8 protein-coding genes and 1 pseudogene are annotated in these 13,852 nt (G+C 71.8%); 7 read left to right on the top strand and 2 right to left on the bottom strand.

Going from position 1 to position 13,852, the window contains the following annotated elements; all coding sequences use genetic code 11:
- Nucleotides 1-41 precede the first annotated feature (41 nt).
- Nucleotides 42-1,028 carry a sugar-binding transcriptional regulator gene (locus tag SA2016_RS10580; RefSeq protein WP_229710928.1) on the bottom strand — a complete coding sequence of 329 codons (987 nt, stop codon included), beginning with the start codon at nucleotides 1,026-1,028 and terminating at the stop codon, nucleotides 42-44.
- Nucleotides 1,029-1,201: 173 nt separating this feature from the next.
- Here SA2016_RS10580 and SA2016_RS10575 point away from each other — a divergent pair.
- From SA2016_RS10575 to SA2016_RS10545, 7 genes and pseudogenes are all read left to right on the top strand, one after another.
- Nucleotides 1,202-2,923, top strand: a pseudogene (locus SA2016_RS10575) (glycerol-3-phosphate dehydrogenase/oxidase); the annotation flags it as partial.
- 67 nt (nucleotides 2,924-2,990) lie between these two features.
- Nucleotides 2,991-3,743 (top strand): MIP/aquaporin family protein, encoded by a 753-nt coding sequence (locus SA2016_RS10570; protein ID WP_066497886.1) that lies wholly within the window; start codon nucleotides 2,991-2,993, stop codon nucleotides 3,741-3,743.
- Between the two features lie 47 nt (nucleotides 3,744-3,790).
- Nucleotides 3,791-5,326: a glycerol kinase GlpK gene (gene glpK / locus SA2016_RS10565; RefSeq protein WP_066497884.1), complete on the top strand. Its 1,536-nt coding sequence runs from the start codon at nucleotides 3,791-3,793 to the stop codon at nucleotides 5,324-5,326.
- 217 nt (nucleotides 5,327-5,543) lie between these two features.
- A complete protein-coding gene (gene leuS / locus SA2016_RS10560; RefSeq protein ID WP_066502334.1) occupies nucleotides 5,544-8,057 on the top strand; it encodes a leucine--tRNA ligase in 2,514 nt (837 codons plus the stop codon).
- Nucleotides 8,058-8,070: 13 nt separating this feature from the next.
- On the top strand, nucleotides 8,071-9,066 hold the full coding sequence (locus SA2016_RS10555) for a DegV family protein (protein WP_066497883.1): 996 nt from the start codon (nucleotides 8,071-8,073) through the stop codon (nucleotides 9,064-9,066).
- A gap of 123 nt (nucleotides 9,067-9,189) precedes the next feature.
- The gene (locus SA2016_RS10550) at nucleotides 9,190-10,134 is read left to right on the top strand and encodes a ComEA family DNA-binding protein (protein WP_066497882.1); all 945 of its coding nucleotides are present in this window, start codon (nucleotides 9,190-9,192) and stop codon (nucleotides 10,132-10,134) included.
- Nucleotides 10,131-11,960: a ComEC/Rec2 family competence protein gene (locus tag SA2016_RS10545; protein ID WP_141305642.1), complete on the top strand. Its 1,830-nt coding sequence runs from the start codon at nucleotides 10,131-10,133 to the stop codon at nucleotides 11,958-11,960. The genes SA2016_RS10550 and SA2016_RS10545 overlap by 4 nt, the downstream gene beginning before the upstream one ends.
- Nucleotides 11,961-12,854: 894 nt before the next feature.
- Here SA2016_RS10545 and SA2016_RS10535 read toward each other — a convergent pair.
- On the bottom strand, nucleotides 12,855-13,754 hold the full coding sequence (locus SA2016_RS10535; RefSeq protein ID WP_157089125.1) for a hypothetical protein: 900 nt from the start codon (nucleotides 13,752-13,754) through the stop codon (nucleotides 12,855-12,857).
- Nucleotides 13,755-13,852 lie beyond the last annotated feature (98 nt).

The raw sequence follows: 13,852 nt of genomic DNA, 5'->3' as shown, positions 1-13,852 counted from the left end.
CGGCGTGCCCGGCCGGATCAGCCGACCGTCCGGCAGCCGCACTAGGCGTGCTCGGTCAGCAGGGCCCTGCCGGTCGCCTCGTCGACGATGAGGTCGGTGACCAGGCGCGCGTTGAGGGCACCGCGCAGCGCCTCCGCCTTCGACGGCCCGGAGACGATGCACAGCCGCCGGGGGACCCTGCGCAGTGCCGCGAAGTCCGGGCCTGTGGCGCGGGCGTTGAGGCCGATCCCGTCGGAGGAGCCGTCCGCCCGGAAGAAGACCGTGGCCACGTCTCCCACCACGCCCTCAGCGGCGAGGGACTCGAGGTCGTCGCGGTCGAGGTAGCCGCCGGAGTACACGTGGCTGGGCACTTCGGCGCCGACCGAGCCGACGCCGAAGACCGCGAGCGACATGCGCTCCTGGACGGCGAGGACGCGGCGGACGCTGCGCTCGCGCCACATCCAGTCCTTGGTCTCGGGCCGGTCGAAGAACGCGGGGACCGGGAACTCCTCGACATCGGCGTCGAAGGCCCTCCCGAAGCGCCGCATGATCTCGCTCGCGTAGCCGAGTCCCATCGTCTGGGTGTTGGCGGCGCCGTTGAGCTGGACCACGGTCGTCCCGTGGGTGGGCTTGCGGTTGAGGTAGCGGCTCATGGCGCTCAGCGTCGAGCCCCAGGCGATCCCGATGACGGTCCTCGACGAGACGAAGGGGGTCAGCGTCCGGGCCGCGTACATCGCGACGCGGTCCAAGGTCTCCGCCTCGTTGAGGTTCTCGACCTGCGGGACCACGTGGACCGAGGACGGCGCCATGCCGAACTGCTCGGCCACCGCCGTCTCGAGCTCCACGGCCGAATCGATCGGGCTGTGGATCTGGATCTGGACGAGCCCTGACTCCCGGGCCAGAGTGAGCAGGCGCGACACGGTCGAGCGCGAGGTGCGCAGCTGGCGCGCGATCCCGTCCATCGTCAGGTCCTGCAGGTAGTACAGGCGGGCAGCGAGGAGGGCGTCCTGGTGCCGGCGGGAAATGGTCCCGGGTGAGCTTTGTCTCACAGGCGCCCGGTGCGGATCGGTCTCGGAGGGTCCCACGGCGGTCCTTTCTGCACGTTCGTGCAGACTGCTTGAACTTCTTTCGCAGCCCTTCCAAGAATAGCGGGAGCGCCACGCACAACCTAGGCCAAGGAGGTCCACGTGCCCCAGAATCCCCACCACGCCCAGCCCACCCCCGAGCAGGCGTCGCATCGCTCAAGGCCGCGCCCCACGCGAAGGTCCTGATCATCGGCGGCGGCATCAACGGCGTCGGCACTTTCCGCGATCTCGCCCTCCAGGGCGTCGACGTGGCGCTGGTGGAGCGCGGCGACTACTGCGACGGCGCCTCCGGTGCGTCCTCGCACATGATCCACGGCGGCATCCGCTACCTCGAGAATGGCGAGTTCCGGCTCGTCAACGAGTCCGTGGTCGAGCGCAACCGGCTCCTGCGGATCGCCCCGCACTACGTCAAGCCGCTGCAGACCACGATCCCGATCTTCTCCACCTTCTCGGGCATCCTGAACGCCCCGCTGCGCTTCCTCACCCACCGCTCGGGGAAGCCGCAGGAGCGCGGCGCCGTCCTGATCAAGCTCGGGCTGAGCCTCTACGACGCCTTCTCGCGCAACGGCGGCACGGTGCCGCGCCACCGGTTCCTCGGCCGGAAGAAGGCCCTCGCGGAGCTCCCGCGCCTGCGGCCGGATCTGAAGTACACGGCCACCTACTTCGACGCCTCGGTGCACAACCCCGAGCGGCTCACCCTCGACGTCCTGCGCGACGGCCTCGCCGCCGGCGCCCACGCGCGCGCCACCAACTACGTCTCGGCGGTCGGCCTCACCGGGCGCTCGGCCGGTTCGGCGCACGACGGCGCGGCGGTGCGGCTCCGCGACGAGCTCACCGGCGAGGAGTTCGACTTCACCGCAGACGTGGTGGTCAACACCACCGGCGCCTGGGTCGACGCAACCAACGGCTCCTTCGGCGCCCCGACGAAGTTCATGGGCGGTACGAAGGGCTCGCACATCGTCCTCGACCATCCCGAGCTCCTGGCGGCCTGCGCGGGGCGCGAGATCTTCTTCGAGCACAGCGATGGCCGCATCGTCCTGATCTACCCGATGGGGGACCGCGTCCTCGTGGGCACCACCGACATCGACGCGGGCGACGACCTCACCCCCACGTGCACCGACGAGGAGATCGCCTACTTCTTCGACCTCATCCACCATGTCTTCCCCACCATCGAGGTGGGCAGGAATAGCATCGTCTACACGTTCTCCGGCGTCCGCCCGCTCCCGCGGCACGACGACACCGCCCCGGGGTTCGTCTCGCGCGACTACCGGATCGAGCGAGCACCCCTGCCGGGCGGCTCCGGACAGACGATGCTGAGCCTCGTGGGCGGGAAGTGGACCACCTTCCGCGCGCTCTCCGAGCACCTCGCGAACGAGGTCCTCGGCCTGATCGGGCGCACCCGGAAGGTCAGCACGGGCGAGCTGCCGATCGGCGGCGGGCAGGGCTTCCCGTCGACGCCCGAGGCGACAGAGCGCTGGCTCAAGGCCCACACCGGCGGGGAGATCGACGCGGCCCGCGCCGAGGTCCTCCTCGCCCGGTACGGAACGCGTGCTTCGGAAGTCATTGAATTCCTCCGCGCTGGGGAGGACAGTCTGCTTCAGAGCACCAAGGAGCTGAGCGTCCGCGAGCTCGAGTGGATGGCGCTGCACGAGCAGGTGGGGCACGCCATCGACATCCTCATCCGCCGGACCTCCCTGGCCTTCCGGGGCCTGGTGACGGCCGAGCTCATTGACGAGGTGGCCGGACACTGCGCCCGGTTCCTCGGCTGGGACGCGCAGCACACCCAGCGGGAGGTCGAGCGGGCCGTGGCCACGCTGGCCGACCGCCACCGCGTGGAGGTCGACCACCTGGTCGCCTGAGGCGCATCGCACCATGCCCCGGGCCGGCCGGCCCGGGGCAACACCTGAATACCGCAAGGAGTCAAAGATGTCTCTAGGGATCGTCTTCTTGTCCGAAGTGCTCGGTACCGGGATGCTCACCCTCCTCGGGTGCGGCGTCGTCGCGAACGTCGCGCTGCGGGGCACGAAGGGGAACGCCGCCGGCTTCCTGATGGTGACGTGGGGATGGGGAATCGCCGTGTTCTCCGGCGTATACATCGCTGCGAAGTCCGGCGCACACCTCAACCCCGCCGTCACCCTCGGCCTGCTGCTCAACGGCAAGGGCGAGTACGCCCCGGGCGTCAAGGTCGACGTCGCCTCGACCCTGACCTACTTCGGCGGCGAGCTGCTCGGCGCGTTCCTCGGCGCCGTCGTATGCTGGCTCGCCTACAAGCAGCACTTCGACCACGAGCAAGACCCTGCCAACAAGCTCGGAACCTTCTCCACCGGGCCGGCCATCCGCAGCAACAGCTGGAACCTCATCACCGAGATCATCGGCACGTTCGTGCTCGTCGAGGTGATCCTCGCTTTCGGAGGGACCCCCTCCGGGCTCGGCCCCCTCGCCGTCGCCCTCCTCGTGGTCGGCATCGGCGTCTCGCTCGGCGGCCCGACCGGGTACGCCATCAACCCGGCCCGCGACCTGGGCCCCCGCATCGCCCACGCCGTCCTGCCGATCAAGGGCAAGGGCTCAAGCGACTGGGCCTACGCGTGGGTCCCGGTGGCCGGACCCCTGATCGGGGGTGCCCTCGCCGGGCTCTTCGCCCGCATCCTCCCTGACATCTTCGCGGTCGTCGCGAAGTAGCAAGCCCCCAGCACCCGTCACTGCAGACTCATCCAAAGGAGCCATGAATGTCTGATCAGGCGCAGAGCGCACAGCAGTTCGTCATCGCGATCGACCAGGGGACCACGAGCACCCGGGCCATCATCTTCGACCACTCGGGCTCGATCGTCTCGACCGGCCAGCTCGAGCACGAGCAGATCTTCCCCCAGGCGGGCTGGGTCGAGCACAACCCGAAGGAGATCTGGGGCAACACCCGCGAGGTGATCGGCCAGGCGCTCTCGAAGGCAAACCTCACCCGCCACGACATCGTCGCCGTCGGCATCACCAACCAGCGCGAGACCGCGGTGGTCTGGGACAAGAACACGGGCGAGCCCGTCTACAACGCGATCGTGTGGCAGGACACCCGCACCCAGGGCATCGTCGATGAGCTCGCCAAGGACGGCGGCGTCGAGCGGTTCAAGCAGAAGGTCGGCCTTCCCCTGGCCACCTACTTCTCGGGCACGAAGATCAAGTGGATCCTCGACAACGTCGACGGAGCCCGCGCCAAGGCCGAGGCCGGCGATCTCCTCTTCGGCAACACGGACGCCTGGGTCCTGTGGAACCTCACGGGCGGCACCGACGGCGGCGTGCACGCCACCGACGTCACGAACGCCTCCCGGACGATGTTCATGGACCTCGAGACCCTCTCCTGGGACCAGGAGATCCTCGACGCGTTCGGCGTCCCGGCGTCGATGATGCCGGCGATCAAGTCCTCCTCCGAGACCTACGGCACGGTGCACGGCTCGCAGCTGCTGCGGGAGACGCCGGTCGCGGGCATCCTGGGCGACCAGCAGGCGGCCACGTTCGGCCAGGCGGCGTTCGACACCGGCGAGGCCAAGAGCACCTACGGCACGGGCAGCTTCCTGATCTTCAACACGGGCGAGGAGATCGTCCACTCGAAGAACGGCCTGCTCACCACGGTCGGCTACAAGCTCGGCGACGCGGCCCCGCACTACGCCCTCGAGGGCTCGATCGCGGTCACCGGCTCGCTCATCCAGTGGCTGCGCGACAACCTCGGGATGATCGGCAGCGCGCCCGAGGTCGAGACGCTGGCCAAGACGGTCGAGGACAACGGCGGGGTGTACATCGTGCCCGCGTTCTCGGGCCTCTTCGCGCCGTACTGGCGCCCGGACGCCCGCGGCGCGATCGTGGGCCTGACCCGGTACGTCAACAAGGGCCACATCGCCCGCGCGGCGCTCGAGGCGACCGCCTTCCAGACGCGCGAGGTGCTCGACGCCGTCAACGCGGACTCCGGCGTCCCCCTGGCCGAGCTCAAGGTCGACGGCGGCATGGTCGCCAACGACGCGCTCATGCAGTTCCAGGCGGACATCCTCGGCGTGGACGTGGTGCGGCCCAAGGTCATCGAGACCACCGCCCTCGGCGCCGCGTACGCCGCCGGCCTCGCCGTCGGGTACTGGAAGGACCTCGGCGAGTGCTCGGCCAACTGGGGCGAGGACAAGCGCTGGAGCCCGCAGATGGACTCGGCCGAGCGCGACCGCCAGATGCGGCTGTGGAAGAAGGCCGTGTCCAAGTCGATGGACTGGGTGGATGCCGACGTGAAGTAGCCCAGCGGCACCCTGCGCGCGGCGCACGGCGGCCACCCGCCGTCGTGCGCCGCGCCTGCGGTAGCATGGCTTCCATGCGCGGCGTCCTCCTGCTTCGATAGCCGCTTGCAGCGCGGGCCCCCGGGGCCCCCCAGCAGCAAGCGGCCGCCCCTCCCTGTGCGAGGGGCTTTTGTGTGTCAGGGGAAGGATGCAGGCGGACGCCTGGACGAAGAGAGACGTGGAGAGAGATACGGTGAGCGAAGAGCAGGTCGCTGAACAGTCGGCAGGGGCGGCATACAGCTTCGCCGCGATCGAGGCCAAGTGGCCCGCGGTGTGGGACGAGCTGGGGGTGTTCACCCCCAAGGACGACGGCAGCCGCGAGCGCCGCTACGTGCTCGACATGTTCCCGTACCCGTCCGGCGACCTCCACATGGGCCACGCCGAGGCCTTCGCGATGGGCGACGTCGTGGCGCGCTACTGGCGCCTCAAGGGCTACGACGTGCTGCACCCGATCGGCTGGGACTCCTTCGGCCTGCCCGCCGAGAACGCCGCGATCAAGCGCAACACCCACCCGGCCGAGTGGACGTACCGGAACATCGAGACGCAGGCCGCCTCGTTCAAGCGGTACGCGCTGAGCCTCGACTGGTCGCGCCGCCTGCACACCTCGGACCCGGAGTACTACCGGTGGACGCAGTGGCTGTTCCTGCGCTTCTACGAGCGCGGCCTCGCCTACCGCAAGAACCACCCGGTGAACTGGTGCCCCAAGGACCAGACCGTCCTGGCGAACGAGCAGGTCGTCAACGGCGCCTGCGAGCGCTGCGGCACCCCCGTGACGAAGAAGTCCCTCAACCAGTGGTACTTCAAGATCACCGACTACGCCGACCGCCTGCTCGAGGACATGGCCGAGCTCGAGGGCCACTGGCCCGAGCGCGTCCTGGCCATGCAGCGGAACTGGATCGGCCGGTCCGAGGGCGCGCACGTGCGTTTCGCCATCGAGGCGACCGACGCACGCCCCGAGCGCGAGGTCACCGTCTTCACGACCCGCCCCGACACGCTCTACGGGGCCACGTTCTTCGTCGTCGCGGCGGACGCCGAGCTCGCCGGCGAGATCGTGGCGCCGGAGCAGGCGCAGGCGCTCGCGGACTACCAGGACCGGGTCAAGGCCCTGAGCGAGATCGAGCGGCAGAACACCGACCGCGAGAAGACCGGCGTCTTCCTCGGCCGCTACGCCGTGAACCCCCTCAGCGGCGAGAAGCTGCCCGTGTGGGCCGCCGACTACGTCCTCGCCGACTACGGCACGGGCGCGATCATGGCCGTGCCGGCGCACGACCAGCGCGACCTCGATTTCGCCAAGGCCTTCGGCCTGCCGGTCCGGGCCGTGCTCGACACCGGCGAGGAGGATCCGGCGGCCACCGGCGTCGCGACGAGCGGCGAGGGCACGATCGTCAACTCCGGTCCGCTGGACGGCCTGTCGAAGGCCGAGGGCATCGCCAAGGCCATCGAGGTGGTCGAGGCGGCCGGCACGGGCGAGGGCACGGTCAACTACCGGCTGCGCGACTGGCTCCTGTCCCGCCAGCGGTTCTGGGGCGCACCGATCCCGATCATCCACTGCCCGGCGTGCGGCGAGGTCCCGGTCCCGGACGACCAGCTGCCCGTGCGGCTCCCGGACAACCTGCGCGGCGAGCAGCTCGCGCCCAAGGGCACCTCTCCGCTCGCGTCCGCCGAGGACTGGGTCAACGTCACGTGCCCCGCGTGCGGCGGCGCTGCCCTGCGCGACACGGACACGATGGACACCTTCGTGGACTCGTCCTGGTACTACCTGCGGTACCTCTCGCCCGACTACGCCGAGGGGCCGTTCGACCCCGAGGCCGCGCGGCGCTGGATGCCGGTGGCGCAGTACGTGGGCGGGGTCGAGCACGCCATCCTGCACCTGCTGTACAGCCGCTTCTTCACCAAGGTCATGAAGGACATGGGCCTGCTCGACGCGGACGAGCCGTTCGCGGCCCTGATGAACCAGGGCCAGGTGCTCAACGGCGGCAAGGCCATGAGCAAGTCCCTCGGCAACGGCGTGGACCTCGGCGAGCAGCTGAACACCTTCGGGGTCGACGCCGTCCGCCTCACCATGGTGTTCGCGTCCCCGCCGGAGGATGACGTCGACTGGGCCGACGTCTCCCCGTCCGGCTCGGCGAAGTTCCTCGCCCGTGCCTGGCGCCTCGGCCAGGACGTCACGAGCGCCCCCGGATCGGACCCGGCCACCGGGGACCGTGCCCTGCGCGCCGTGACGCACCGGACGATCGCCGACGCCACCGAGCTGCTCGATGCACACAAGTTCAACGTGGTGGTCGCCAAGGCCATGGAGCTCGTCAACGCCACGCGCAAGGCGATCGACTCCGGCCCCGGAGGCGCCGACCCCGCCGTGCGCGAGGCGGTCGAGACCGTGGCGATCATGCTCAGCCTCTTTGCCCCGTACACCGCCGAGGACCTCTGGGCGGCCCTGGGCCACGAGCCGTCGGTCTCGAACGCGTCCTGGCCCCAGCACGACCCGTCGCTCCTCGTCGAGGACACCGTGACCGCCGTCGTCCAGGTCCAGGGCAAGGTGCGGGACCGCCTCGAGGTCGCCGTGGACATCTCGGAGGAGGACCTGCGCGAGCTCGCGCTCGCCTCGCCGAACGTCCAGCGGGTCCTCGACGGCCGCGGGATCCGGACGGTGGTCGTCCGGGCGCCCAAGCTGGTCAACGTCGTCCCCGCCTGACGGATGACTCCGCGTGGCTGAGGGGCAGGCACAGGAGCTTCCGGCGATCGCCTGGCTGCGGCGCCGGTGGGGCAGGCTCCGCCCGGGGCCTGCCCCGGCCGCCCCGCCGGCGCCGCGGCCCCGCGTCGCGATCGTCACCGATTCCTCCGCCGCGCTGCCGCCCGCCTGGACCGAGGCGTTCGAGCGGGCGGGGTGCTTCGCCTGCATCGTCCTTCCAGTCATGGCCGGCGAGGAGATCTTCACCGAGGGCGAGGACGTTGACACGGCCCTGGGCCTCGCCCTCGCCGCGGGCCGGCAGGTGCGCACCTCGCGCCCCGCGCCGGGCCAGTTCGAGCGGGCCTACCGTGCCTTCGAGCAGGCAGGCTTCGAGGCGGTCCTCTCGCTGCACCTCTCCGGGAAGCTGTCCGGGACCGCCGACGCCGCGCGGATCGCCTCGGCGCGCGTGGGCATCCCCGTCGAGGTGGTCGATTCGCAGACCGCGGGCATGGCGCTCGGCTTCGCGGTCCAGGCGGCGGTGCTCTCCGCGGCGGCCGCTGCCGGTCCCGCCGAGGTGCGGCGGGCCGCCGAGGAGCGACTGGCCGGTGCGGAGGTCCTCTTCTATGTGCCCAGCCTCGAGCAGCTGCGCCGCGGCGGCCGGATCGGGGCCGCGGCATCGCTCGTGGGGACGGTCCTCTCGATCAAGCCGATCCTGACCCTGCGCGACGGGCTGATCGCGCCGCTCGAGCGCGTCCGCACGGCGCCCCGAGCCGTGTCCCGGCTCCGGGAGCTCGCGGTGACCAGCGCGGCCGCCCACGAGCCCGCAGTCCTCGCCGTGCACTACTTCGGGAACCGGCCTGAGGCGGAATCGTTCGCTCAGGCCCTCGCAACGGACGTGGGCATGGCCCCGGACGCCGTGGTGGTCTCCGCCATGCCGGCAGTCCTCGCCGCGCACACGGGGCTCGGGGTGCTGGCCGTCGTCGTGTCGGGACCCGCGGGCCGGTCCCTCCCGCCCGATGGGGCCCCACCCTAGCCCGCCGTCGCGGCGCTCGGCCGCGGGCGGTCACTGGCCCTCCACAGGGCCGCCCTCCGCGAGTCGTGCACATAGCGCGTCCGCCGCCGCGGGCTGGCCACGAGCGGTGGCAGCGTGGAGACCGTGCGCGGATGGGGGAGGGGAACCAGCAGGCGGCGGGCGGCTGCCCACCGCTGGGACGCGCTCTTCCCGCCGGACGACGCCCCGCCCGGCCTCCTCGACCTGGGGGCCTCCGACGACGCGGCCGCCTCCGCCGAGCCCGCGGACCCTGCGGCGGACCCCGCGGCCGACCCTGAAGCAGGCGCCGAGCCGGGAGACCCTGGCGGCGCCCACGGGAGCGCCCGCGGACAGGCTGCCGATGCGCCGACCCGGCGGCGGGAGGACCGTCCGAGGCTGGCCGTCTCGGTGCGGCTCGGCGCGGTGCTGACACTGCTCCTCGCCGCAGCGTGCGCCAGCTGGTGGGGGATCGCCCACGGGGCCGCGCCCACCGCCGTCCCGGTCGACGCGCCGCCCCCGCGCACAGGGAGCGCGGACCCGCGGGCTCCAGGACCCCAGACGCCGTCGGGATCTCCGGTGCCGGCGAATGATGGCCCGACGGTGCACGTCGCCGGGGCCGTCCTTGCCCCGGGCGTCTACCGCCTCGCCCCGGGGGCGCGCGTCCACGAGGCCATCGCCGCGGCCGGTGGCGCGAAGCCGGGGGCCGACCTGGACCGGCTCAATCTCGCCGCCCCGGTGGAGGACGGAACGCGCCTCAAGGTTCCCCTCCGCGGCGACCCCGAGGACGCGCAGGCCAGCGGCGGCGGCGCCGCCGCGCCGGGCGCGGCGGCGCCGCGCCAGACTGGTGGCGCCGCGGCCGGCGGTTCCGGCCTGGCAGGCAAGGTAGACCTCAACACCGCGACGGCCGAGGACCTCGGAGCGCTTCCCCGCGTCGGCCCGGTCCTCGCCCAGCGCATCGTCGACTACCGCACGGCACACGGCCGCTTCACAGCTCCCGAGGACCTCGACGCGGTGAGCGGGATCGGACCGAAGATGCTCGAATCCCTGCTCCCGCTGGTGACGGTCGGATGAGCTCCCGTCGCGGCGCCTGGGACCGCTACCGCGCTGCCGCCGTGGAGGGACCGTCAGGGGAGCGGCCAGCAGGACCCGACGTCCGGGCGGGGCGCCTCCGGGCGCTCGCCTCTGACTGGTGGAGCGTGGATCCGGCCCCTCCCGTCGCGGCCGCCGGCCGCTGGAGGGACCTCAGGCTCGTCCCGCTGGGCGCGGCGGCGTGGCTCGGGGCCGCGGTGGGCCCGTTCGCAGTGGCGCCGGGTCTCCTGGCGGTCCTCCTCGCGTGCTGCCTGGCCGGGGCCGCCGCGGCGGCGACCCTGGCGCTCGCCCTGCGCAGGCTGGCAGGGCGTCGCTCAAGCCCGCACCGTGGCGCCTGCCCGACTCAGGCCGGCGCGGCAGGGGTCGCGGTCCTCGCTGCCTGCTCCTGCCTGGCGGCCGCCGCGGGCCTCGCCGCGGCCGCCGGCCACGGGGCAGCAGAGCGCGCGGGACCCGTGGGCGAGCTGCTGGCCCACGGCGGCAGCACGGTGGCGACCGTCGAGGTCGTGGCCGCACCGACCCCGCTGCGGGGTCCGAGCAGGTTCGGGGCGGAGCCGCGCTTCACCGCGGAGGGGAGAATCCTGCGCGCCACCGACGCCGGGCGCAGCTTCGCGGCATCCTCCGCGGTCCGCCTCGTCGGCGGCAACGAGGTCGGCCGACTCCGCCCGGGCACGACCGTCGAGGTGGCTGGCCGAGTCGTCCCCGCAGCGCGGCCGGGAAGCCCGGCCCTGCTGAGTGCCGCGTCCCGCCCGCGCGTCGTCGGCGGGAATCCCGCTGGCCTGCTGGTGGGGGACGTCAAGGGTGCACTGCGTGCCTCGAGCGGGTGGCTCTGGCAGGACGCCGCGGGCCTCCTGCCTGGCATGGCCGTCGGGGACACGGCGGACCTGCCGCAGGAGCTCGAGGACGCCATGCGCCAGGTGGGGCTGGGACACCTCACCGCCGTGAGCGGAGCAAACTTCACTCTTCTCTCGGCCAGTGTGCTCCTGGCCCTGCGTGCCGCCCGTGCACCGCGGGCGGCGGCGTCGTGCGCCAGCTGCCTGGTCCTCGCGGCCATCGCGTTCGTGGTCGGGCCCGAGCCGAGCGTCCTGCGGGCGGCCGCCATGGGCGCCGTCGGCCTCGTAGCCCTCATCAGTGGCAGGGCCGGGAGGAGCTGCTCCGCGCTGTCCGGGGCCATCCTCGTCCTCGTCCTGCTCCAACCGGACCTCGCCCTGAGCATGGGCTTCCTGCTCTCGGTCTCGGCCACCCTCGGGATCGCGCTGTTCGGTGCGCCCCTCACCAGCATGCTCGCCGCGCGCATGCCCGCGTGGCTCGCCGTGGCCGTCGCCGTGCCCCTGTCAGCCCAGCTGATGTGCGGGCCGCTCATCGTGCTCATCCAGCCCTCGTTCCTGACCCTGTCCCTCGCTGCCAACATCGCCGTGTCGCCCTTCGTCCCGATCGTGACCGTGGCCGGAACGCTGGCCCTGGCCACGTGCACCTGGTGCCAGCCCCTCGCGCTCGTGTGCACGGCGATCGGCGGTGCGGCAGCCCAGTCGATCGCCGCCATCGCGCGCCTCCTCGCCTCGCTTCCGGGCGCCGCCCTGGCCTGGCCGGAAGGCCTGGTCGGGGCCGGAGCGATGGCGGTCATGTCCGCGGCCAACGCCGCCTTCCTGTGGGCGGCCTTCTCACCGGCAGGCCGGCGCGCGGCCCTCCGGCTCGTGCGAGGCCCCGCGGACTGCGCCCGCGGGGCCGCGGCCTCCGCGTACGGATTGGGCCCGGGGGCGCCCCGTGGGCCACGACGCCCTACGGGTCGTGGCCCACGGGGCAGTGGGTGACGACGTACGAGCGGGACCGGGGAAGCGGGGAAGAGTCCGTGGCCCCGATGCTATGTCGGCCCTCCGACAGCGGGGACGCTCACCGACCAAGCGCTGTTCAGACGGAACCTGCGAGCTCATTGGAAGAGGGAGGGGACGTCTGCTGCGGCTGGCGGGGTCACCGTCACGTGCGGATGGCCGCCATTGCTATAGGTCGTTGCCCCCCGCGGTCCTTGTCGACCCCGGCGGTAGGTGGACGAAGAAGAGGTCGGTCTTCAGATCGTAGAGCTCGTCCTCCGCCATGCTGGCCCAGGCCGTGGCGCCGCCGGTGAACAGCGCGGCCGCTATCGCGAGTGCCGTGAGACTCCAGCCTCCGCTCACCCTGGGCGCGGTCGCTCCCCAGCGGGGAGCCTGTTCCCGGAGCCGCGCACGGGAGAAGGGGTGGGAGGAGCAGACCTGGAGACGGGGCAACACGGTGAGTCGAGGCTCAGATGGGCTTGCCCCTCCGGTCGTGTTGCCGCCAGTGCGCCGGGTAGCCGCACGCATCCGAGGGTTCGAGGACGGCTTCGATGGGGTCTAAGGGGTAGAACTGCGAACGCGCGCCGCGCGGCGAATGGGGGATGACGTGCACCTCCCGCTGCCAGCTGAAGAGCCAACTCATGGCGGGGCAGACAGTCTTCACGTCCTCGTGGCCCAAGTCCGCGGACGGATGAACCAGCCGAGCGGTCCGCGGGATCTGACCGGTTCACACTGACCTTGAGGCGGATCAGTGGGATGGTGTCGCTGATGTCGTTCGAGAAGGCGGCGTCGCCGACTCGAGCTTCGGTCCGTGCGCGGCCGAATCTTTCCTCATGATCGGGGTGCAGGCCTTTGCCGTCCAATGCAATCGGCTCGAACCGCCGTAGGACGTCTCGTTCAAGCCGCTCCGGATGCGGCGCCGGGGCGCAGGCGGAGCCTTTGCCCTCTCTCTGCTCGAGTGGGCGCTATAAGGAACCAGATCATCACGGCGGCGCTGGCCGCGCCAATGATCAGGTGCACGACGACCACGGCGGGGTCTGTGCGTATTCCTCCGGAGAGGTTGTCGGCGACGGCAGCGACGGCGAAGATCACTCCGCCGAGTGCGGACACCAGCAGCACGCCGGGAGCGGCGGTGTAGCCGAAGGGGCGCTTGGCCCACAGCAGCACCCCGCCCATGATCAGAACGGGGGTGCCGAGGATCCAGTCGGCAACCCAGTGCCCGCGCCACGCTTCCTCTGTCGCGCTGTTGCCAAATGCGCCGACGGCGGTGGACACGAGGCCGGCGTATGCGAGCACGCCGATCACCGTCAGAATGGTGCCGACCGCCTTCGCCGGTGCGTGGGCGAACCGCTCGGCGAGGACGGTCCCGTCCGTCCCCGTGGCGAGCGATGCCAGGGCGTAGGCGGCCGCTAGGAATGCTACGACGTCGACGAACAGCAGTGGCGTGAAGGGAGCGCCGATGAGGTAGGGGACGTCTGCGTAGGCCATGTAGAAGAGGGCCCCGGGCCACAACAGAAGCGCATTGATCGACCCACGGTGCGCGAGCCAGAGGGCAACCAGCACGAGCAGGACGGCGATGAGGTTCGCTGCGTCCGCGCCCTGGGAGACCAGGACGGACTGTGATTGGAGGTACCTGTCCGACCCGGCCGCCAGCCCCATTGCCGAGGCCAGGACGACGGCTGCTGCGGCGACAGCGGATGCGACGGTTGCTGGCCCCAGCCCGTGCACAAGCGGAAGGGTGGAGCCGGGACCCACCGCGGCTGACGGCCGGGAGTGCCCGTGAGCGCGTGCCATCATCCCTCCTTCCCTCGAGGGATCCAATCCTTCTGACGAGTCTCCAGCGGCCTCGCAACGGGCCGCTAGAGCAGAAGGGCACCCGGACTAAGACACCTAGC

It is taken from the genome of Sinomonas atrocyanea (assembly GCF_001577305.1).
Lineage (GTDB): Bacteria > Actinomycetota > Actinomycetes > Actinomycetales > Micrococcaceae > Sinomonas > Sinomonas atrocyanea.
Note: the sequence above shows the minus strand (reverse complement) of the source record. Positions and strands in the feature narration are given on the sequence as shown.